At 37.8% G+C, this 21999-nt stretch carries 23 protein-coding genes; 15 read left to right on the forward strand and 8 right to left on the reverse strand.

Annotation, left to right across the window (positions count from 1 at the left end):
- Nucleotides 1-80 precede the first annotated feature (80 nt).
- On the forward strand, nt 81-677 hold the full coding sequence (locus QT16_RS18350) for a tRNA-uridine aminocarboxypropyltransferase (protein WP_007375411.1): 597 nt from the start codon (nt 81-83) through the stop codon (nt 675-677).
- A 24-nt stretch (nt 678-701) separates the two neighbouring features.
- Nucleotides 702-1487 carry a CLCA_X family protein gene (locus tag QT16_RS18355; RefSeq protein WP_039490166.1) on the forward strand — a complete coding sequence of 262 codons (786 nt, stop codon included), beginning with the start codon at nt 702-704 and terminating at the stop codon, nt 1485-1487.
- A 16-nt stretch (nt 1488-1503) separates the two neighbouring features.
- Here QT16_RS18355 and dcd read toward each other — a convergent pair whose 3' ends face one another.
- Both dcd and apbC read right to left on the reverse strand, forming a co-directional pair.
- On the reverse strand, nt 1504-2088 hold the full coding sequence (gene dcd / locus QT16_RS18360) for a dCTP deaminase (protein WP_002959670.1): 585 nt from the start codon (nt 2086-2088) through the stop codon (nt 1504-1506).
- Nucleotides 2089-2094: 6 nt separating this feature from the next.
- The gene (gene apbC / locus QT16_RS18365) at nt 2095-3171 is read right to left on the reverse strand and encodes an iron-sulfur cluster carrier protein ApbC (protein ID WP_033020997.1); all 1077 of its coding nucleotides are present in this window, start codon (nt 3169-3171) and stop codon (nt 2095-2097) included.
- Nucleotides 3172-3358: 187 nt separating this feature from the next.
- Between apbC and metG the strand changes: the two genes are divergently transcribed.
- The 4 genes from metG (at nt 3359) to QT16_RS18385 (ending at nt 9622) form a co-directional block, all read left to right on the forward strand.
- Nucleotides 3359-5380: a methionine--tRNA ligase gene (gene metG / locus QT16_RS18370; RefSeq protein WP_002959668.1), complete on the forward strand. Its 2022-nt coding sequence runs from the start codon at nt 3359-3361 to the stop codon at nt 5378-5380.
- 170 nt (nt 5381-5550) lie between these two features.
- Nucleotides 5551-7935, forward strand: coding sequence for a putative bifunctional diguanylate cyclase/phosphodiesterase (locus QT16_RS18375; protein WP_052201228.1), 2385 nt, complete (start codon nt 5551-5553; stop codon nt 7933-7935).
- Nucleotides 7932-8864 carry an alpha/beta fold hydrolase gene (locus QT16_RS18380; RefSeq protein ID WP_052201229.1) on the forward strand — a complete coding sequence of 311 codons (933 nt, stop codon included), beginning with the start codon at nt 7932-7934 and terminating at the stop codon, nt 8862-8864. Before QT16_RS18375 ends, QT16_RS18380 begins: the two co-directional genes overlap by 4 nt.
- A 110-nt stretch (nt 8865-8974) precedes the next feature.
- Nucleotides 8975-9622 (forward strand): bifunctional 4-hydroxy-2-oxoglutarate aldolase/2-dehydro-3-deoxy-phosphogluconate aldolase, encoded by a 648-nt coding sequence (locus tag QT16_RS18385; RefSeq protein ID WP_002963212.1) that lies wholly within the window; start codon nt 8975-8977, stop codon nt 9620-9622.
- 36 nt (nt 9623-9658) lie between these two features.
- On the opposite strand, the gene lepB is transcribed toward QT16_RS18385, so the two are convergent.
- From lepB to aceK, 4 genes are all read right to left on the reverse strand, one after another.
- Nucleotides 9659-10309, reverse strand: a complete 651-nt coding sequence (gene lepB, locus QT16_RS18390; RefSeq protein ID WP_052201230.1) for a signal peptidase I — start codon at nt 10307-10309, stop codon at nt 9659-9661.
- 152 nt (nt 10310-10461) lie between these two features.
- Complete coding sequence (locus tag QT16_RS18395; RefSeq protein ID WP_002963210.1) at nt 10462-10716, reverse strand: DUF2999 family protein; 255 nt, start codon at nt 10714-10716, stop codon at nt 10462-10464.
- Between the two features lie 62 nt (nt 10717-10778).
- Nucleotides 10779-11741: a zinc-binding dehydrogenase gene (locus tag QT16_RS18400; protein WP_039489951.1), complete on the reverse strand. Its 963-nt coding sequence runs from the start codon at nt 11739-11741 to the stop codon at nt 10779-10781.
- Between the two features lie 64 nt (nt 11742-11805).
- The gene (aceK, locus tag QT16_RS18405) at nt 11806-13578 is read right to left on the reverse strand and encodes a bifunctional isocitrate dehydrogenase kinase/phosphatase (protein WP_039489953.1); all 1773 of its coding nucleotides are present in this window, start codon (nt 13576-13578) and stop codon (nt 11806-11808) included.
- Nucleotides 13579-13959: 381 nt separating this feature from the next.
- On the opposite strand from aceK, the gene QT16_RS18410 reads away from it, so the two are divergent.
- The 6 genes from QT16_RS18410 to QT16_RS18435 all read left to right on the forward strand — a co-directional run bounded on the left by QT16_RS18410 (nt 13960) and on the right by QT16_RS18435 (nt 17596).
- Complete coding sequence (locus QT16_RS18410) at nt 13960-14907, forward strand: LysR family transcriptional regulator (protein WP_024595339.1); 948 nt, start codon at nt 13960-13962, stop codon at nt 14905-14907.
- A 306-nt stretch (nt 14908-15213) separates the two neighbouring features.
- Nucleotides 15214-15546 (forward strand): hypothetical protein, encoded by a 333-nt coding sequence (locus tag QT16_RS18415; RefSeq protein WP_152609351.1) that lies wholly within the window; start codon nt 15214-15216, stop codon nt 15544-15546.
- Between the two features lie 87 nt (nt 15547-15633).
- Complete coding sequence (locus tag QT16_RS18420; protein WP_039489957.1) at nt 15634-16083, forward strand: hypothetical protein; 450 nt, start codon at nt 15634-15636, stop codon at nt 16081-16083.
- Nucleotides 16067-16516, forward strand: a complete 450-nt coding sequence (locus tag QT16_RS18425; protein ID WP_039489959.1) for a GNAT family N-acetyltransferase — start codon at nt 16067-16069, stop codon at nt 16514-16516. Before QT16_RS18420 ends, QT16_RS18425 begins: the two co-directional genes overlap by 17 nt.
- Nucleotides 16517-16545: 29 nt before the next feature.
- Nucleotides 16546-16752, forward strand: coding sequence for a hypothetical protein (locus QT16_RS18430; protein ID WP_007375422.1), 207 nt, complete (start codon nt 16546-16548; stop codon nt 16750-16752).
- A gap of 412 nt (nt 16753-17164) precedes the next feature.
- Complete coding sequence (locus tag QT16_RS18435) at nt 17165-17596, forward strand: hypothetical protein (RefSeq protein ID WP_002961558.1); 432 nt, start codon at nt 17165-17167, stop codon at nt 17594-17596.
- Between the two features lie 12 nt (nt 17597-17608).
- Here the strand turns inward: QT16_RS18435 and icd are convergent, their stop codons facing one another.
- Nucleotides 17609-18877: an NADP-dependent isocitrate dehydrogenase gene (gene icd / locus QT16_RS18440; protein WP_039489963.1), complete on the reverse strand. Its 1269-nt coding sequence runs from the start codon at nt 18875-18877 to the stop codon at nt 17609-17611.
- Nucleotides 18878-19065: 188 nt separating this feature from the next.
- Between icd and QT16_RS18445 the strand changes: the two genes are divergently transcribed.
- Nucleotides 19066-19869: a M61 family metallopeptidase gene (locus QT16_RS18445; RefSeq protein ID WP_039490175.1), complete on the forward strand. Its 804-nt coding sequence runs from the start codon at nt 19066-19068 to the stop codon at nt 19867-19869.
- On the opposite strand, the gene QT16_RS18450 is transcribed toward QT16_RS18445, so the two are convergent.
- Nucleotides 19866-20417 (reverse strand): hypothetical protein, encoded by a 552-nt coding sequence (locus tag QT16_RS18450; protein ID WP_039490177.1) that lies wholly within the window; start codon nt 20415-20417, stop codon nt 19866-19868. The two genes, QT16_RS18445 and QT16_RS18450, sit on opposite strands and share 4 nt — an antisense overlap.
- A 371-nt stretch (nt 20418-20788) precedes the next feature.
- On the opposite strand from QT16_RS18450, the gene QT16_RS20905 reads away from it, so the two are divergent.
- Together QT16_RS20905 and QT16_RS18455 are read left to right on the forward strand one after the other, a co-directional pair.
- Nucleotides 20789-20956: a hypothetical protein gene (locus tag QT16_RS20905; protein WP_002961566.1), complete on the forward strand. Its 168-nt coding sequence runs from the start codon at nt 20789-20791 to the stop codon at nt 20954-20956.
- A gap of 139 nt (nt 20957-21095) precedes the next feature.
- Nucleotides 21096-21938 carry a transporter substrate-binding domain-containing protein gene (locus QT16_RS18455; RefSeq protein ID WP_039489964.1) on the forward strand — a complete coding sequence of 281 codons (843 nt, stop codon included), beginning with the start codon at nt 21096-21098 and terminating at the stop codon, nt 21936-21938.
- Nucleotides 21939-21999 lie beyond the last annotated feature (61 nt).

Raw genomic sequence — 21999 nt, forward strand, 5'->3', positions numbered from 1 at the left:
TGATGCGTAAAAAAAACCAACTTAATTACCTTATAAATGTATAATTGCGAGGATCATACTGGCAACAAAAAGTTTATTAAATGGCACGCACACTTTGTAATCATTGTAACTTTTCACTAAACACCTGTATTTGCAACGCAATTACAAATATAAACAACAAAGTTACGGTTATTATTCTACAGCACCCGAGTGAAGAAAAAATAGCAAAAAATACCGCTAAACTACTCAATTTATGCCTAACTGATTGCCAAATAATCAAAGGCGAAAATAATGATGACTTTTCCATACTAAAAACACTGCCAGTAAGCTCAACTGTTTTACTCTACCCTAACGAACACGCTATAAATTTAGACGATAGCGCTGAGCAGCTAAGTGTAAAAAACATCACCCATTTAATCGTGGTTGATGGTACATGGAAAAAAGCCTACAAAATTTTGCAGCTCACCACATTACTAAATCAATTTAAAACGGTCAGTTTTAAACAGCTACCTAAAAATCGTTATGCTATTCGTAAAGCCCCTCGGGCCGACAGCCTATCCACACTTGAGGCTGTAGCGCATAGTTTGTTTTTAATAGAGCAGCTAAATCCCGCACCACTTTATAATACGCTTAATGAATTAATACAAAAACAAACCCAACACATGCCTGAGCACGTAAAAGCACGTTACTTAGATTAAATCCGTTACTATATGAAACTTGCAATGCGTAACTACCATAACAGACTAAAACGTGGCTTTACTCGCCAAGGACCCGACTATCGCTTTGACGACCAAGTCGACTTTAGCGATATAAGAGATACCTTCGGCTTTAGGTCAATGGTCGTTGGTAAATGGGTAACTAAAGAAGAGCGCTACATTAGCGCTAATTTAATTTACGATGCACTGGCGGATCTTGCGCAAATACTGCATTTACCGCCCAAAGCTATTGGCCTGCGCGGCAAGCTTAACTTTGCATTTGGTCATGGTGGTCAAAAAGGTGTGCAAGCGCATTATAATGCAGCCTCTCAAACACTTGCTCTTGCAAAAAATGCAGGCGGTGGTGCACTTGCTCACGAATGGTTCCATGCGTTTGATCATCATATAAGCGAGCATTTATTTGCAGCAAAACCCCGCTTTGGCTTTGCATCAAAATTGTGGCTTTCAAACACGCCTAATTTATCGCATCCACTTAATAATGCGTTGAACAGTTTTTATAAACATGTATTTTTAGATGAAGATGGTATTGATGCAAATAACTTTGTACAAACATGCATAGAACACGATAAAGCACAAAACATGAATTACATGAGCATGCCAGAGGAACTTGCAGCACGTTGTTTTGAAGCATGTATTGAGCAGCATTCAAATATAAAAAATAGCTTTTTGGTGGGAGGCTTACAAAATAGTAATTTAATATACCCAAACGCTGAGCATATTAATAAAGCAAATGAAGCACTTAACCAGTATTTTGAACTACTGGGTTACGCGCTTCATAAAATGGACGGGTAATGCCTATATTTGGTGATTATTTATCGTCACTAATTCGACTTGCTACTGCGCTGCTTTGATCTTTATATTTTGCATCTTTACGAATATTGTATGGGTTTTCACACGGGCCCGATAACATTTCAAAGCTCATAGCACCAATTTTCATCAGCGGGCGTAGTGCCAGTGGTAATTTACCTGAGTTGTAAAACTCTAAAACAATATTACCGCTCCAGCCTGGGTCTATTCGGTGCGCGGTTACATGCACCATTAACCCCAAACGCGCAAGCGATGAGCGTCCATCTAACCAACCTACTATATCTGCTGGCAAAGTGACTTTTTCATGGGTAATAGCTAGTGCAAGTTCACCTGGGTGTAAAAAGAATGCTTCACCTTCATCAAGCACTATTTCTTCACTCATGATCGATTCCATGGCCTTATTTAACTGATCTTTTGGACCACTTAAATCGACGTATGCCGCGTTATGCGCATTAAAAGTTCTAAATTTATTTCCCAAGCGTAAATCGGCAGTCACGCCTGAAATCATCTCGCTCGTTGGTGCAGGCTCAATAACAATGCGGCCATCGCTTAAGTATTCTTTAATATGTGTGTCTGAAAGTCTCATTATTTATTAATCTTCCGTAATCACAATTTCAATTGCATTGTGATGCTGTTGATAATAAAGCGTGCTGGCTATTAGCCTTGCTGCTGCGCTGTATGTTTTGCTTATTGCTGCATCGTTATCGCTTGCAATAAGTTTACCTTGCTCAGAATACTCGCGTATATCTATTGCAAGTGGAATATGGCTAAGTACAGGCACGCCGTGCTTATGCGCCAGTTTTTGTGCACCGTCTTTACCAAATACGTGGTTAGCTTCACCACAGTGAGTGCAAATGTAGTGGCTCATATTTTCTATTAAGCCAAGCACCGGTACGTTTACTTTATTAAACATAGCAATGCCTTTTTGCGCATCGGCTAGCGCTAAATCTTGCGGTGTAGTGACAATAACAGTGCCGCTAGCGGGTACTTTTTGGCTCATTGTAAGCTGAATATCACCGGTGCCCGGTGGCATATCAACAATTAAGTAGTCAAGCTCGCCCCAATCGGTTTCGTTAAGTAACTGGCTCAGCGCACCTGACGCCATTGGTCCACGCCATACCGTGGCATCATCGCTTGGAACTAAAAAGCCAATTGACTGCGCTTTAATGCCATTTGCATCAAAAGGCTGTAGCTGTTTGTTATCTTTAGTGACGGGCTCTGCGCCCACTAATCCTAAAAGCATTGGGATAGATGGGCCATAAATGTCAGCATCTAAAATACCCACCTTTGCGCCTTCATTTTTAAGCGCGCCTGCCAAGTTAACAGCAGTAGTCGACTTACCTACCCCACCTTTGCCTGAGGCAATAAGTACAATATGTTTAATCGCTTTAAACTTAGCCGCCTCTTTAATGATAACCTTGGCGCTAATTGTTACAGGCACATTTAAGCTTTCACTTACGTGTTGCTCAACTAAAGGCATTTCTGATTGCCCAGCAAATGGTAGGGTTAATTTAATGTGTAGTGATTTATCGTCATTTTGAGTAATAGTATTAATGAAGCTTTCGTCAATACCGACGGCAAAAGCCGCACTACGATATGCCGCTAAGGCAGTAATAATCGGTTGTTTTTGCACCGATTTAGAAGAGAATAGTTTCGACAGTCCAAACATAGCAATTAAATAGCGTTTCTTTGATGAAAAGTGCCACGGAATTATGTAACATTCAGGGCATTAACACCAGTCAATTAATAAAAATCCATAAGCTGTGTGCACTCTAAGCAAATAGCTTATGGATAAATTAATGATAATTGTCGTTTGTATAATAAAAACGGCGTTTTATCCTCAATTCGGAATGATTATGACGCAGCGAAAGATCCTGATTACCAGCGCATTACCTTATGCAAATGGCCCTACTCACTTAGGTCATTTATTGGAATATATTCAAACTGATATTTGGTCACGTTTTCAAAAACTACAGGGCCACGAAGCTTATTATGTTTGCGCAGACGATGCCCACGGCACACCAATTATGCTTAATGCGCAAAAGCAAGGGATCACGCCTGAAGAAGCGGTAAAACAAGTAAGCATAGAGCGCCAACGCGACTTTGCTGACTTTAATATCAAATTTGATAACTACCACAGCACACACAGCCAAGAAAACAAAGAATTAAGCGAGCTTATTTATAACCGCCTAAACGATGCCGGTCATATTAAAAAGCACACTATTTCGCAATTATTCGACCCTGAAAAAGGTATTTTCTTACCCGATCGTTTTGTAACAGGTACTTGCCCAACGTGTAAGTCTGAAAACCAAAATGGCGACAGTTGTGATTCATGTGGTGCTACATACAGCCCTACAGATTTAATCAACCCACGTTCTGTAATGTCGGGCGCTGAGCCTGTACTGAAAGATTCTGAGCATTACTTTTTTGACCTGCCAGCATTTGAAGGCATGCTAAAAGAATGGCTACACTCGGGCACTATTCAACAAGAAATGGCTAATAAGCTAGATGAATGGTTTACCGATGGCTTGCAGCAATGGGATATTAGCCGCGATGCACCTTATTTTGGTTTTGAAATTCCAAATGCACCGGGCAAATACTTCTACGTTTGGTTAGATGCTCCTATTGGTTACATGGCGAGCTTTAAAAACCTGTGTGACAAAACAGGCATCGACTTTGATGCGTTTTGGGCTGAGGGTTCAGACGCAGAGCTTTATCACTTTATTGGTAAAGACATTATCTACTTCCACAGCTTATTTTGGCCAGCAATGCTAGAAGGCGCTAATTTTAGAAAGCCAACTAACGTATTCGCTCACGGTTTTGTCACTGTAAATGGCGAAAAAATGTCTAAATCAAAGGGTACGTTTATTAAAGCGCGTACTTATTTAGATAACTTAAACCCAGAATACTTACGTTACTACTACGCAGCAAAATTAAGTAGCGGTATTGTTGATCTGGATTTAAACCTAGAAGACTTTGCGCAGCGCGTAAATTCAGACCTAGTAGGTAAAGTAGTCAACATAGCGAGCCGTTGTGCTGGCTTTATTACTAAAAAGTTTGATGGCAAGCTAAGCAACATTATTATGCAACCAGAGCTGTTAGCAGAGTTTCAAGCTGCTGCACCGAGCATTACAACACACTACGAGAACCGCGATTACAGCCGCGCAATTCGCGAAATAATGGCGCTTGCCGACAAAGCAAATCAGTTTATTGATGGCGCAGCGCCTTGGGTATTAATTAAAGACGAAACTAAGCAACAAGAAGCACACGAAGTGTGTTCTCTTGGTCTTAACCTGTTCCGCGTTTTAATTACTTACTTAAAACCCGTGTTACCAGGAATGGCAGACAACGTACAAGCGTTTTTAAATGACGACCTTGCATGGGACGGCGTTCAAAATGCACTAGTAAGCCACCCTATCAATAAATTTAAACCGTTAATGCAACGTGTTGAAATGGATAAAGTGAACAAAATGGTTGAAGAATCTAAAGAAAGCTTAGCACCAAAAGTAACAATTGACCCTAACAGCCCACTTGCGAAAGAGCCAATTAGCGACGAGATTGAGTTCGATGATTTTGCAAAAGTAGACCTACGCGTAGCTAAGATTGCTAAAGCAGAGCACGTAGAAGGCGCAGATAAACTACTTAAGCTAACACTTGATTTAGGCGGCGAAACTCGCCAAGTGTTTGCGGGTATTAAATCAGCTTACGCACCTGAGGATATCGAAGGCAAGCTAACCGTTATGGTTGCGAACCTTAAGCCTCGTAAAATGCGCTTTGGTATGTCTGAAGGCATGGTATTAGCAGCAGGCCCTGGCGGAAAAGAAATTTATATTCTTAACCCAGATGACGGCTCAGAGCCTGGTATGCGCGTAATGTAATATTACTCATACTATAAAAACCGCTGATACATCAGCGGTTTTTATTACAATATGATTATCATAAAATGCATAAATAGTATTAAAAAAGGACTGTGCTAATATATAAGCCAATAATTTAGACCTTTTAAATTGTCAATTAATGCTATTTGGGAAAGGACCCCCTAAGATTCATGAATCGAGAACCGACCTCATCAAACCCTAGCTTTTTTAATTTGTTATATTCTGTTTATTTTTGGTTTATCAAAAATATCAAGTCTAGTATAAATACAAACTCCTCTAATAGAGACACGTACAAAGCGTTTAAATCACGCCAATACTACGCAATCTTACAGCAAATGCCCTTTAGTAGTACTGGCAACATGCTAACTTCTTTACTTCTTACATTATTTTTCTGGAACGATGTTAATCATTATGTATTAATATCATGGATAAGCGCTCTTTGGTGCATAGCTATTATTAACATTTTTTTGTGGTATAAAAGTAAATCGATTGACAAAAACACATTAATTAAGAAGCACGCAGCAGAATGGTTAACTGTAATTCTATCTTTAGCGGCTATTTTACATATCACGATGGCCAATTATTTATTTGGTTTATCTGATGAACAAGGCCGACTATTAATTATCTGTATTATAATTTCGTTTGCCTCTGTTGGTGCTTGGATGTTTTCATTTCTTCCTATAGCGGGCTTAGCATGGGTTGGTATTTTTACTCTTGGATTACTTATTGGTATTCCATACCATTTTTGGGGGCATTATTGGTACTTTGCGTTAATAGTCACTTTTTTTGGCTTGATACTCGCCTCAACGGTAATTGTATTTTCTCGAATGTTTTTATCAAACTTAGAGGCAGAAACAAAAATAGAACATCAACGTCAAGTCGTTGGTATGTTACTCAATGACTTCGAAAAGAATGCAAGCGACTGGCTATGGGAAACTGATGAAAAAGGTAATTTACAGCATACCTCCCTTCACCTTGCTAAAGCACTTAATGTAACCATACAGGAATTAGAAGGTCAAAACTTCTCATCAATTATATTTTCCTTGTGTAAAAACGCCACAAGCAAAGAGCTGTTTCAAGACCTCAATACTAAATTATGTACCCCACTCCCATTTAAAAATATGCAAATACCTGTTGAAGTAGCAAAGTGCCACAAATGGTGGGCTATCACAGCAAAGCCATTAGTAAATTTTAACGGACTATTTTTAGGTTGGCGTGGTGTTATTTCTGACATAACAGAAATAAAATTAAGAGAACAAGAAATGGAGTTCTTAGCTAATGCAGATCCTTTAACTGGTTTAGCAAACAGGCATAAGTTCAATCAATTCATTAAACAAGTATTTGAAAAGAAAGCATCAGCAAACTGTACTCTTTTCTTGATGGATTTAGATAACTTTAAAATAATAAACGACTCACTAGGACATATAGTGGGCGATCAATTATTACAAGAAATGGCTAAACGACTTTCTGCTGCAATAAAGCCAAATGGGTTAGTTGCTCGTCTTGGCGGAGATGAATTTGCAATTGTTTATCAATATACATTAGATAAAACTTCAGCCCAAGAACATGCCGAGCAAATTTTAGATACTTTAAAAAAACCATGGTATGTTCACGAATATAAGATTGAAATGTATGCGAGCATAGGAATTGCTTCTACACCAAAAGATACTATGACTGCTCATGATTTATTTAAATTTGCTGATATGGCTCTATATTCAGCAAAAGAGACAGGAAAATCTAAATGCAGTTTCTTTGAACAATATATGGAAGAAAATGGAAAATCGAAGCTTGCCCTACTCTCTGATATAAAAAAAGGACTTATAAATAACGAATTTACTATTTATTACCAACCACAAGTAAATCTTAAGTCGGGTAGCCTCAATGGTTTTGAAGCGTTAGTTCGCTGGAATCACCCTATAAAAGGAACTATTGCACCGGATACATTTATACCACTAGCTGAAGAAAGTGGCCTAATAAATAAACTTGGCCAATTTATTTTAAATCAAGCCTGCAAAGATGCTTCTTCATGGCCTAAACATCTTAAGGTTTCTGTTAATGTTTCGGCATTACAGTTTACTAAAAACACATTAGTTGAAGATATTTTTAATGCCCTAAAAAGCAGTAATTTGGCGTCCGAACAGTTAGAAATAGAACTTACAGAGTCTGTAATGATTAACAATTACGAATACGTTGTTAAGGTATTGAACAATTTAAGAGAGCGAGGTGTAAAGGTTGCTCTCGATGACTTTGGAACAGGCTACTCTTCACTTTCCTATCTCCAAGAAATTCCGTTGGATAAATTAAAGATTGACCGATCTTTCGTTGAGAAATTGAATGTAGTAGATAACACCCAAGCTACTGCCATCGTTAAATCTATTATATCTTTGGCACAAGCGCTTAACTTTGAAACAACAATCGAGGGTATCGAGTCAGCTAATCAAATAGCAATTTTTAAAGGCATGGGCAGTACTTATGGCCAAGGTTATTACTACAGTAAACCTATTGATTCAGCTTCTACAATATCGCTAATCAATAATTGGAATAATAAGCTTTGACATACCTTATAATTTTTCTCCTCCTGGGCTTTACAGTATTATTTTATTTAACGTACTCGCCAGATATTTCGGCTATCGTAATAAAAAAACGCTGGTCATACGATAACTCAAAGTTTGTAAATATCGACAAAATAAGCGTTCATTATATAGATGAAGGAAAAAAAGATGCGCCAGTACTCATTATGCTGCATGGACTATCAGCAAGTTTACATACGTGGCATGATGTTACTAAAACACTTACAAAAGATTTCAGGGTGATAAGTTTGGACTTACCCGGCTTTGGCATAACTGGGCCATGGGAAGAGAGCAAAAAATACGATAGTAAAAACTATTCAAAATTTGTTGAGAAATTTATTAATAAACTCGAAATATTCTCATATACGTTAGTTGGCAATTCTTTTGGTGGTGAAATTTCATGGCAACTAGCCAAAAATCATCGAAATAAAATAAATGCCCTTATTCTTATAAACGCAACTCCTCGTCTAGCCCCATTTAAGAATTGGCTAATAGGCTGGAAACTTGCTTATTTACCAATAACAAAGCAATTAAGCCTGTATTTTTTACCTTACTTTGTGACTAAAAACAGTCTCAGAAGAGTGTTTAAAAATAAAGATATACCGTTTAGTAAGTTTCAGCAGTACAGTGAACTAACTCTTAGAGTTGGTAACAGAGCAGCATTAATCTCCCTTTTAAAATCGTACTCGTTCGACCCTTTGTTATTTGCTGGCGATAAACTAAATATACCTACTTTAGTTGTTTGGGGAGAGGAGGACGAGGTAGTTCCATTTGACTACACAAAAGAATTTATACTCAACAGCACAAATACTCAGTTAGAAATAGTGAGTAATGCCGGTCACCTACCTCATGAAGAATTGCCGATTGAAACAAGTAAGTTAATCAAGATTTTTCTGAAGCCTTTAATTGATTAAGCCTGTGACCTTTATCAATTAATTTTTCAATTTAGAAAGGTACATACTCCCTGACTATACTATTTCCTATTAAATCGTCTACCCCGTTTGATATAAAGTGAATTGTAATTATGACCCAAATTTTAGATACCAACAGAACAAAAGTAAGTAGCCAAATAAAGCAACACAAATTAGTCGCCATACTGCGCTTAAAACAACAAACCGATGTAGCTCCATTAATTGATTGTTTAATAAATGCGGGCATACACTCATTAGAGATCACTTCAAACACACCTGGCTTTGAGCAAGAAATAGCAAGAGCTCGCGCAGCGCATAAAAACGCACTTATTGGTGCAGGCACAATAATTAACACCACCCTTGCCCAGCAAGCTATTGATGCAGGCGCGCAGTTTATCGTAACGCCAAATACCAACAAATCGGTTGTCGAACTTGCCCACCAGCACGGGTTACCCGTATTAATGGGCGCACTAACACCTACCGATGTAGCAAATGCAATTGAATATAACGCTGATATTATTAAGGTATTTCCTGCAGGCAGTATGGGCATTGGTTACTTTAAAGCATTAACGGGTCCATTTTCAGAAGCACAATTAATGCCTGTTGGTGGTGTGAATTTAGATAATATATCTCAGTGGTTTGAAGCAGGTGCTTGTGGCGCTGCAGTCAGTGGCGATTTTTGTAAGGTATTAAATACCGAACAAGAGCGTAGTGTTCTTACCAAGCTTGTAAAAAAATATATAAGTAAACTGCCTAAATAGGCAGTTATATTTTAACTATAAAATTAATTATCTTATTTAATTGAGCTTTTTCAATACGCGGTCTTTTCTTGGTAGGTAATAGTTATCGTAATCAAGAGACACTATAACGCGCTCTGCTTTTCCTAATAACTCATTACGCGGAATTAAACCTATTACACGCGAGTCAGCGCTATTGTCGCGGTTATCGCCCATTGCTAAATAATAATCATCAGGAATTGTAATTGCGTCAAAGCCCGATAAACGTGAAGGAATATTTGCCACTCTTATCGAATGCGCTAATCCGTTTAAATCTTCGATTTTATCAAGCGAGTCTATGTTGCTTTTCTGATCAGCATAATTAAGTTTTTTACCATTAATAATAAGCTCATTATTTTCAAGCGCAACCGTATCCCCTGGCACACCAATTACACGTTTAATTAAACGGTTATCGGCAGCTTGTGAGTCAAAAACAATAATATCACCGGTTTGTGGGTCCGCTAGTTTAAGTAGTTTTATGTGCGTAAATGGGATACGAATATCGTAGGCCATTTTATCGGTAAGTATTCTGTCACCTTCTTGAATTGTTGGTTTCATTGAGCCTGTTGGCACTTCGTACCAATCGGCTACAGCGCTTCTAAATACGCTCATTAGTGCAATAAATACGATAAGAGAGCGGTTGTTTTTCCAAAACTTATAAAGCGGTTTCATATTATTTCCCTGCGTTAATTAAGTATTATTATGACTTACTAAATACTGAGCAGTTCAATGTAGAGTGTAACAAAAAGTGTGTGCTTTACGGCGGGTATAGCAAGGTAGTTGCTTACCTTGCTATATGATCAATCTGAAAATTAGATTATCAATTACTGTTGATTTAGTTTTTCTTTCGCTTCTTTTACTTTTTCAAAATCTAAACCAAGTTCGTCAGTCGCTTCTTTAATCAGATGCGGTTGAGTCATCACGACTGCCATTAATTGTTGTAACTTTTCTGGCGGAATACCAAGCTCTTGAACAAGCGCCATTGCCATCATTGGATTTTGAGTAAACGCTTCAAACAATGCTTTTACTTTTTCGTCGCTTACATTGTGCTCTTTAAGTATTGCTAGTATTGGATTCATTATTAAACCTTAAGTATTTTTTATAGGGCTTAGTATATGGGCTAAACCCTAAAATTAAAGAGTTACTCTACAAGTAAAACCACTTTTCCTGCGTTTTCATTACGCTCTAAAATAGCATGCGCTTCGTTTGCGTCGCTCCAAGGCAATGTTTTATACAGGTTAAAGTCGTACTTTTTAGTGGCAATATCATTGTAAAAGCGTGCTACAAAGTCGTCGCGCACCTGGCGTTTAAACTCAATACTACGATTTCTAAGCGTTGAGGCATGAAACGAAATACGCTTTTGTAAAAGCGCCGCAAAATCAACTTCTGCAAAACGTCCATCTAAAAATGCAAGCATTACAATTTGGCAATCCATGGCTGCAATAGCGGCATTTTTATTTAAGTAACTACCCGAAACAGGATCTACAATTGCATTTGCTGTTAACTCATTTGCTTTCATATATTCTACAAAGTCAGTGGTTTTGTAGTTGATTGTATGATCGGCACCGAGCTCTTTTGCGTGTTGGCATTTATCATCCGTACCAGCGGTAATAACCACGGTAGCACCAGCGCTTTTAGCCATTTGAATTGCGGCACCGCCTACGCCACTAGCACCTGCATGAATAAGCGCTGTTTGCCCTTTTTGTAATTTACCAAGCTCAAATAATGCGCCAAATGCCGTTAAATACACTTCGCTTATTGCAGCGCCCTCAGCCATTGTTACATCATCGGGTAATTCCATAAGCTGTTTTGCATCAACGGCTACATATTCGCTATAAGCACCACCAGAGCACAATGTAAAAATACGCTTGTTTAGCCAGCTTTTATCTACATCTTTTCCAAGCTCAGTAACTGTACCTGCACACTCTAAACCTAAAATAGGACTATCTCCCGCAGGAGCCGGGTATTTACCTTGGCGCTGCATACTGTCTGCACGGTTTACACCTATTGCTGCAACTTTAACAAGTACTTCATGGCTCTTTAAAACCGGTTTTTCGGTTTCACTAAATGCAAGATTGCCATCTTCATGAGAAATATATTTCATTGTTGCTCCAAGTTTAAAAACTGTAATAACATATAGATGGGGATGAACACAGATTCAAACAACCTCAAAAGCGCCAACTTTGTTTATAAGGATAAACATCGGGTAGATAACCATTATGTACTTGTTGCTGACAACCTTGCCAGAACGTCGCTAAAAACAAGTTACTGTGCTCATTATTAAAATAGTTAAACGCAACCTCGTTGGCACTAAAAAACACCTTAAATTGGCTCGGAAATATATCGTTTTCAGCTATATCAAAATACGAGTTACTACTTAGCTCTTCGAGTGCATTTTGGGTATGTGGCACCTCTTTAAAGTTGCAATCGGTTAGTGGGCAAATTTCGTCAAAGTCGTAAAACACAACTCGCCCCCATCGCGTTACGCCAAAGTTTTTCATTAGCATGTCGCCCGGAAATATATTAGCACCGGCTAATTCTTTAATTGCTTTACCGTAATCATGCATAACTCTCTCTAAGGTTTTGTTATCGCATTGGGTAATATATAAATTAAGCGGGGTCATTTTACGCTCAACATAAACGTGCTTTAAAATAAGTGCCTTGCCAGATATAACCATGCTGCTGCCAATTTGGCTTTTCATCTGCTCAAGCAGCTCGTCGCTAAAACGGCTTAAATCAAACGCTAAATATCTAAATTCGTGTGTGTCTACCAAACGACCAACCCTATCGGCTTGTTTTACAAAGTTATACTTTTCTTTGACTTGTGCTTTGGTGGCTGTTTTTGGCGCACTAAATTTGTCCTTAATTACTTTATAAACGTAATCTAGCCCTTCAATAGTAAATACCAGCATTACCATGCCCGGCGTGCCTGGCGCTTTAACATACTTGAAGTTGGCTGGGCTATTTTTAGTCGTATCAACCTTGTGCCGATAAAACTCAGTTTTGGCGTGCTTTATAAAGCCAATGGCGTTAAATAACTCAAAGCGTTGTTTGTGTGGCATTAACACACTTAAGTAATCTACATAGCGAGCGGGTTTATCGGTATCAACCATAAAATAGGTGCGTGCAAAACCAAATAATAAACTTAATTGATCGGCGCCCATCATTACAGCATCAAGCTTTAGTCCCTCATCGGTATTTAAAATAGCGATAGCAAAAGGCATATTGTCGCCATTTTTAGCAATGCAGCGCCCAATTAAATAACAGGCTTTGTTTCTAAAAAATAATGAGTTGGCGTATTCAATATACCCATCGTTTAAATTTATAAGTTCGTACACCTGTTTGCATTGCTGCTTAGCGCCTTGCATTAACGTACTTTGTAATGTGGCTACATCACGTTCTAAATGACTAAACGGCACTCTAAATACTTGATTAGTGATAAGCGTTTTAACGGCGTTATTAAACCCATTATGTAGCGATACCCTGCTCACTAAGCTTTCATAAGAGCGTGGCTCACTACGATACTTTGCTTTTAATACAAACAAATGCACAGTACGAATTTTTTTATCGTCCCAAATTGCGCCAAACGTTGAGTTAAAAAAGGTATGCGCAATGGGTTTATTTTCGTGATTTTCTACCATATCGCCGTAAATATTTTTAGCTAACTGCCACGTTTGCGGGCAAGTAAGTTCAGCATAAGCAATAACTCTCACGGCTTCACTCACGTTTTTTACTTCGCGCTCATACACTTGTAAACGTTCACGCATAGCACTTTGCACACTGTGGTACTGTCGTTGTTCAAAACGGCTTTGTGCACCCAGTGTAATATTTAAAAATTGCGAAAACATCGCCTCAAATCCAGCAAAAACAGATCGTGCAAGCTTGCTGGCAATAACGTTTTGCAGCGTATTATTAGATTGATGTGTTAGCCTATTTTGCATAAATACAGCACTTATATTGATGCCAGTTATGGCGGTTATTTTTTATTAATTGTTTACACCTTAGCAAGCAGGCTTTAATTTAGATAATTAATAAAGCATATAAATAGAATTTATTGGGCGTATTGACCTTTCGAGGTTAATTTTGCAGCCGTGTATTTGGTTTTTAAGCAAGGCAAAGTACATGTAGTGTGGTGACTCCCCATAACTGTACTTTAACGCTGCATAAAGGCCAAATACACACTGCCCATAGGGTTCTTTCTAGGGACGATTAACTCTTTGTTACTCGATTTTTACTTAGCCCACTAGGTGGCAAACCTCGCGCCGCGATTAAATCGCCCCTAGATTGAACAAATTTCAACCCTGAAAGGCCAACACGCCCATATGAATATAAGAAATGTCGATCTTAACCTTCTCGTTTATTTAAATGTGTTAATAGATGAAAAAAGTGTGTCAAAAGCTGCCAATAAACTCGCGCTTACGCAACCGGCTATGAGTAACGCATTAAAACGTTTGCGCGATTTATTTGACGACCCACTACTTGTTCGTGCTGCAGGCTCTATGACGCCAACGGCAAAGGCACTTGCGTTAAAGCCTGAAGTTGAGGCGCTCTTAAAAATGGCCGAAGCTATTACGCAGCCTAGTGAGCAATTTAACCCTACAACCGCTGAAGTTACGTTTAGAATAATGGCAAACGACTACATAGAGTCGACCTTAATAGCCCCCTTTATAACGGCGCAGCTTAGTAAAAACCCCGGTATTAATTTTGATGTATTAAGTCCAAGCGACGTAAACCTGCAAGACATGGAAAAAGGCACTATAGATTTAGCAATAAACCGCTTTAATGGCCTGCCACGCTCGTTTCATCAAGCCAGTGTATGGCGAGATAACTACTGTTGTTTAACGCATCCTAAAAATACATTTTTACAACAATCAGGGTTAGACGACTACTTAAAAAAAGAGCATATTTGGGTAAATCGTGCCGGCTGGGGGCCTGAAGCCGCTGTTACTAATAAATCAGGAAAGCAAAAATTAGGCTGGGTAGATGAAGCGCTTTGGCAACTAGAACAAACCCGTAAAATACGTGTTTTTACTCGCCACTATATGGTTGCAAGCCTGCTTTGCCAATCAGAGCAACTTATTGCCACCCTACCGCGCAGGCAAGCTAAGTTATTAACCTCTCATACTGATTTAGTAATCAGCCCTGTACCATTTCAAATAGTGCCTATTGAGGTAAAGATGATATGGAGCCCACTGCTGCACCATGCACCGGCGCACCAATGGTTAAGGCGTGAGTTATTAGCGTTTGCTAAAACGATTGCAGATAGGTAATTAAGAGCAAACCTTTAATTAGTACTCAAGAGCCTAATGCGAGTGCCTGTGCTATGTACTGAATCATCTGATTTTGAGCTAATAGCTTAGTTAACATTTTAAATACATTGAGTTAAAAACTACCTAATGAAAAAGCTAGAACTCAAATACAATGTTCGCTAAAGAATTGTGTCAAAATAGGTACTACGTTATTCTTAATTAGTAATATAAAGTCAATAACTTTAGATACTCGTTATCAATAACCTAAGACATATTAAAAAATGGAATTTTATGTACCAATACCTATATTTGAAGTGTTCACTTATAATGAGCCAGGTCACCAAAATTAGCTTTCTTCCTTTCTCTAAAGTTGAAACTGATAATTTAAAAACCCTCTTATTTACTGCACGACTTTTTGTTTATATAGCTCTTGCATACTTTTTGAATGGGTTAGGTACTTTTTTATACGATGTTCATGAAGTTGTTAATTTATACAACTTTGAACAAACTTGGAGCGTAATATTTACAAATATTCATCAGACTCTACTGTTGAAAAAATTATTATGGGAGATGTTATTTAGCGCTGCTATATTAGCGACTGGAGGTATATTGGCTGCAATAGTTTCATTCGAGTTTAAATATGAAAGTAAAAGTGACTAACCTCAAGTCTTTGCTACATTAAAATAAACTTAATCGGATTATAAAAATACCATTAAATAACAACAATTTAAAAACCTTGCTGTGTAAGTGTTATTTAAGAGCCTTTTAAGGAAGATTATTATAAATATTGATTACTCTACTTATTCACTTAGTGAATTAAACGAAGCACTTGAAAGTATTGATGCGCATAAATATCCCGAAAACTACAAACGCCTTAAAGATGAATTAGCTAAACCAAATCGTACTGAGCCAAAAGCTACGCAACAAATAGTAATAGCTGAAAATAGCACTAAGAAAACAAGTAAAGCGCTCCTGTGTATTGTTTTAGGTTTGTTTATCCTTTTACGCAGCTATTTTAATTACGAAAGCGGTGTCATTTATAAGAGATACAATGAGCCGGCAGTGGCATCTTTAGAAAATAACCCGAAAAAGTTTTATTTATTTCTTTTTTTCACAATTGGTGCCGGAGGTTTTATTACGGCATATGGTATTCATACTTTATTTTCTAAAAAAGAAGACAATGATAAACAAACTTAATAATAAGAATAACGATACTGCAAATATAATTTTTGCTGTCTTTCAAAAGTCCTATGCTATAGAGGCTAAACTGATCGACGCGCATAACTTTCCTCCTTTAGCGCGTAATATTAAAGGTATAAAAAAATCAGAAACAACCTTTTATGGCTACAGCGAAAATGAATGCTTAGCAGCCGTTATAGAAGTAGATACAAACAACGAGTATTTAGATATTTGTAGTTTAACCGTTGATCCTAGTCATTTTAAAAAAGGTATCGCAAGTAAGCTAATAAGTTATGTTTTAGCAATGGATGATTTTTCTCATGCAATAGTGGAGACTGCGGTTACTAATACTCCTGCAATAAATTTATATAAAAAGCATGGCTTCGTGGAATTTAAAAGATGGACCCCTTCACATGGTATTGAAAAGCTGGCTATGTCGGTCGTAATTTAAATCAGTATTTCAAAATAGGTAATTTACAAATGGATAGTGCATCAATAATTGCGTGGAGTGTTTTGTTTGGAGGCATAGGTATTGGCTACCTTACTTACGGGCGAAGAAAAAAAGCCGTAGTACCGCTTTGTATTGGTTTGTCGCTATTGGTATTTCCGTATTTTATGAGCAGTGTTAGCATGCTGTTGATTGTAGGCGCTATTTTAGTGGCTATTCCCTACTTTATTAAAATTTAATATTACTATTGTTACGGCTGAATAAAATACACGAGAAAATAAAAAAGCGCCGTGGTATTCAACTTTGGGAAAATACCATGGCGCTTTTGGAAATCGTCGATATAGGAGTCTACCTACAGTGTAAGATTTGCAAGCTTAGTACCAACTTCATAAAACAATTAAAATTCAATAAAAACAATTAACTAAGCATCCACCTTAACTCATCAACTAATCCCCTTGTTCCAGTTTTGTGCACGTTTTTACCGCTCTGCACCAAATTAATTAGTATAATTTAGGTATGTTTTCTATTTTTTTATTTAGTTTTAAAACTTACTATTGATGAAATCAATGTCAGTTATTGAAAACAACAATTTTATTAATAATACACTTAGCGCTAGAGTGAAGTTAAGCCAACAAACTAAGAGTAATAATTATGACAACATCAAGCTTCACACAACAAGACGGGTTATTTATTGATGCTAACTTACATCAGTTTATTGAAGAGCAGTTATGCGCAAAAACTAACACCACTGAAACTTACCAAGCATTAGCTACTTTAGTTGATGAGTTTGGTTGTAAATGCCGTAAAACAAAGCACCAACCAAATGATGTATTAGAAGTGGATACATTGCTAAACGCATACCAACTTAAAAACCACCCACTTTGCCATGTTGATGCACAAACGACAGAAGCCGTTTTAGACGAATATTGCTGCCAGGTTCCTGCAATTATTGTTGTTGCGTTAATGGATACGCTTAGTGGTACGCAGTGCGATGAACCTCAAGCACATGAAATTTACCATCGTGCAGCGCAGTTAACCAACCGCCCTTGCATGCACAGAGTAAAAACTGCCTCAGCAGCTTAATAATGAATGTGTTTAAAAGTGCTCGATAACCTTCTTTGCAAAGCCAGTACAAGTTAAGGTTGTCGAGTTATGAATACTTGAGTTATCGCTCTGCTCTTGCGCTAAATCAAAGGTTACTTCACCGCTTTTAAATGTTTGCTCTAACGCATTTTCTATCAGTAATGCGGCCTCGTCCCATCCCATAAATTTAAGCATTAATACCGCACTTAAAATACTACTGCTGGGGTTTGCTTTATTTTGCCCTGCTATACGTTCAAACGTGCCGTGTGTAGGCTCAAAAAATGCGACATCGTTATTTAAATTTGCAGCAGGCATTATGCCAACACCGCCAACTTGTGCGCTCAACATATCCGCTAAAAAGTCACCATTTTGATTAGTCGTCACCACTACATCAAATTGCTCTGGGTGCATTAAACATTGCTGCAGCATGTTGTCAGCTATAACTTCTTTAATAATTAGAGGTGCTTGATTTACTCGCTCTATTTGTAGCCACCGCCCATTTTCATGTGCAGTGGCATTAAATTCGTTTTGTGCAAGTGCATACCCCCAACGCTTAAATGCCCCATCGGTAAATTTAAGTACATTGCCTTTATGCACTAGTGTTAATGATTCACTATCGTTTTTAAGTGCATAGTTAATTGCAAAGCGCATTAGTCGCTCAGAGCCTTCTTTAGATATATTTTTAATACCAATACCGCATTCTTGTGAAAACCTTAAGCGGGTTACGCCCATTTCCTCACATAAAAAATCGAGCATTTTTTCGCTTTCTACACTCCCTGCTTGCCACTCAATACCTGAGTACACGTCTTCGCTGCTATCACGAAGCACTGTTATGTTTGTTAAAAAAGGATTTTTTAAAGGAGAAGGAAGTGCGCTAAAGCCTTTTATAGTGCGCATATTTACAAACAAATCCATTTCTTGCCTGAGTGCAACATTAAGCGATCGAAAGCCACCACCCAGTGGTGTGGTTAACGGCCCTTTTATGGCAATTTTGCAGGCACGTACCGCGTTAATTGTTTCTTGTGGAAACCAATCACCGTCATACAGCTTTGCGGCCTGCTCGCCATTATAAACCTGCATCCAATGAATTTTCCGTGCGCTTTTATAACAATGCTCAATTGCACTATCAACAACGTGGCGCATCACCGGCATAACATCCAGCCCCACGCCATCGCCATCAATAAAAGCAATGATAGGTTCTAACGGTATTTGCCAATGTCCTTGTGCATCAATAGTGATATTTTGGCCGTGCTCAGGAACTTGAATATGCTGATACGTCATGGCTAAAACCTAACTTAAAATAACGATTAATTGATTAAACCATGCTTAGCTAGAGGTGTCTGTATTTGTACTTTTATAGTTACTATCATTTTAAAAAATAAAGAATTAGGCGTGATTATTTATCCATTTAGTTGGTCTTGTATATTAAGCCTGGCGTACCAGTTATTAAATTACAGTGGAGCATTTTAATGAAATACTTTTTTGTACTGCTACTATCAATCAGCTCTTTTAACGTATTAGCCGCTGAAGTAGTCATACATAACCTTAGCTCGCTCTCAAGTAATGCTCAAAATACGGTGTCTACATGGGTTAATCAAAGTGTTGAAAAAACACAAAATACACTGGGGCCTTTAAAGCAAACCACTTTGCCTATTTATTTAAAACCGCAATACTTTGCTTTTGAGCCTGTACCTTGGGCTACAGTTAAGCGCAATAACCCCGATGGGATTGAACTACATATAGATCGCTACGCCAGTTTAAATGCATTCACTAAAGATTGGACGCTATACCATGAACTTTCGCATTTATATTTGCCGCTACTTCCCTACTCCGGTTTTTGGCTAAGCGAGGGTTTTGCCAGTTATATGCAAAACGTAATAATGCGTGACAGCGGTATAATCACCCAGCCACAGTTTGTACAACGTTTAAATGCAGGATTTGATCGTGCCCGCCTGCAAACCAAAACTAAAACACAGCCACTTAATAAGCTCTCTGCCGATATGTGGAAACAACGCGCCCAGCAACGTGTTTATTGGACGGGTGCGGCTTTTTTTGCACAGGCCGACCTTAAGCTACAAAAACAAGGTTTATCTGTCGCGGGTATAATAAAACAGTATCAAACATGCTGTAGACCCGCTCGTTCTAGTGCTAAAACCTTTATAAAAGAGTTAGATAAGTTATCCGGCAGCAGCATTTTTACAACGCTGTATGCAAAATATAATACCCGCACTGATTTTCCTGATATTAATAAAAAGCAGCTAAACACGCTTTAACGGCTGCTCTGTTTTATATAGTTACTATATTCAACAAGCCCTTGCGCATTAAAATTGGTGGAGTACTCGTTCATAAAACCATGCAAAAAATTGGTTTTATAGCACTTAACACCCGCTTTGGTGCTTAAAGCTTTAATAACTTCATCAACATTAAAGTGACTCTCACTTGCTGGGAATATGAATTCACAGGGTACATTTGCATCTAACGCTAAATAATTACGAATTTGCGACGGATAAAAGCCAATTAACTTTTTAAGGTGTGTATTGCCTGTTAATAACTGTGCCCGCCATGCTGCACTTGCCCCTGCGCTAAACGCAATACACGTGGTAGGTACTTTTAAACTCTCAAAGCATTCTTGAAGTTTGTCGGTGTATTTATCATGGCCACACTGCTGTATAAAATTATTATAACTATCTTGTTCACTTTCAATAGCTTGAATCTTGTTGTTGTAAGGCTCAACAATCACTAAATGTGAACTAATTGCCTGTGATAACTTACTTAAAGCAGGGGTTAAACCATAAATATCACTCACTATCAGGTAATTCATACTTATCCTTTGGTAACTAAAAATGGGCTTTGTAAGCAGTTGATAAGATTTATTATAAATATTTTTATAATAAATAGCTTGCACACAATTTATATATAAGTTACCTTCCCTCTCTGGTTTAAAGAAACCGCCGCGGTTAACCATTTACCCTGATCCAGTAAGCCCCGCAAAACGTATATTTGAAAGCTAAGTTATTGTACGGCGAGAACCCCTTGAATAATACCGAGATGATTTTTTACTATCATCGCAAAAGTGTCATAAAGATCGTCAACACTGTAATGAAGCTAAACACAACATCGTTAATTTATTGACTGCAATTTGCTATAAAAATATAGCGCAGAATAAATAACAAGAATAAAGTGAGTTTTATTATGTCTTATAAATATAATGGGTCTATGATCCAAATAGCACATCCAGTGCAATCAATTTCAGTAAACAAACATCGTGTAATCTTCAGTGATACACAAGGTTTAAAAAATGCATTATTTCAAAAAGCGAGTGATGCACGCCAGTTTGTTAAGTGGCTAAAAGCTAACTAAGCAACACATAACTTTAATTGCCCTTTTATTATTGCAATTATTGATAAGATATTATGCCAGCCTTGTTGCTGGCATTTTACTTTTTAGCTCTTTATTGGTTACAATAGTTTTACAATAATAATTACTGGTAGCTGTTGTAATGCTCCGTATTTTTTTAACTTTCTTACTTTTTTTCTGTCTGAGCTCAATAAGCAATGCTAGAACCATAAACTGGCTAGCGCACGATTTTGCACCCTATTATATTTTAAATGGTCAATATCAACACCAAGGCCGTGACGAAAGCATAATTTCTTTACTTGAAAAACAACTTCCTAATATTACCTTTAACCGCATGCTTATCCCCTCAGGTAAAGTAATTCAAGAGCTGTCTAATACTTCAAATAATGCTTGTGCGTTATCGCTTTATAAAAATGATTACAGAAAAGAGCATATTTATTTCACAGAGGAGAGCTCAACAACGGGCCTCTCGCCTTCAATAGCAATGCACAAAAAGCTCGCCAAAGCGCTAAATATAGCGGAATCAAAAGAAGTATCACTACTCAATTTAATACAAGATAAAAAACTAACTCTTGGAGTTTCTATGAGCCGCTCTTACGGCCAAGAGATAGATACTTTAATAAACAGTACACCCAACATTGATTTAGTAATTAGACCCACACGCGATAGCCTAGCGAGCCTCACATATATGCTTAACCTAAAACGAATTGATATTTTGCTGGGTTACCCAAGCGAGCATTACTATTTAGCTAAATCAATGCACTTTGAAGAAAACTTAACGCAGCGTCCATTAAACGAATCTCCAGCGCTCAGTTATGGCTTTATTGGTTGTACTAAAAACGAGCAAGGCGCAAAAGACATCGCTATTCTTAATGAGCAGCTTAAAGTTATTAAAAAAACGCAGGCTTATAACGATTTACTTATGCGCTGGTTGCCTGAGGATTTAAGGCCGCTATTAAAGTCACGTATTAATAGCACAAAATAAACAAATTCAAAGTCGCTTAATTTGAGTTTCTGTTAAGCAAAAAAAACGCCACAGTAAGTGG

The organism is Pseudoalteromonas distincta (genome assembly GCF_000814675.1).
Taxonomy (GTDB): Bacteria; Pseudomonadota; Gammaproteobacteria; order Enterobacterales; family Alteromonadaceae; genus Pseudoalteromonas; species Pseudoalteromonas distincta.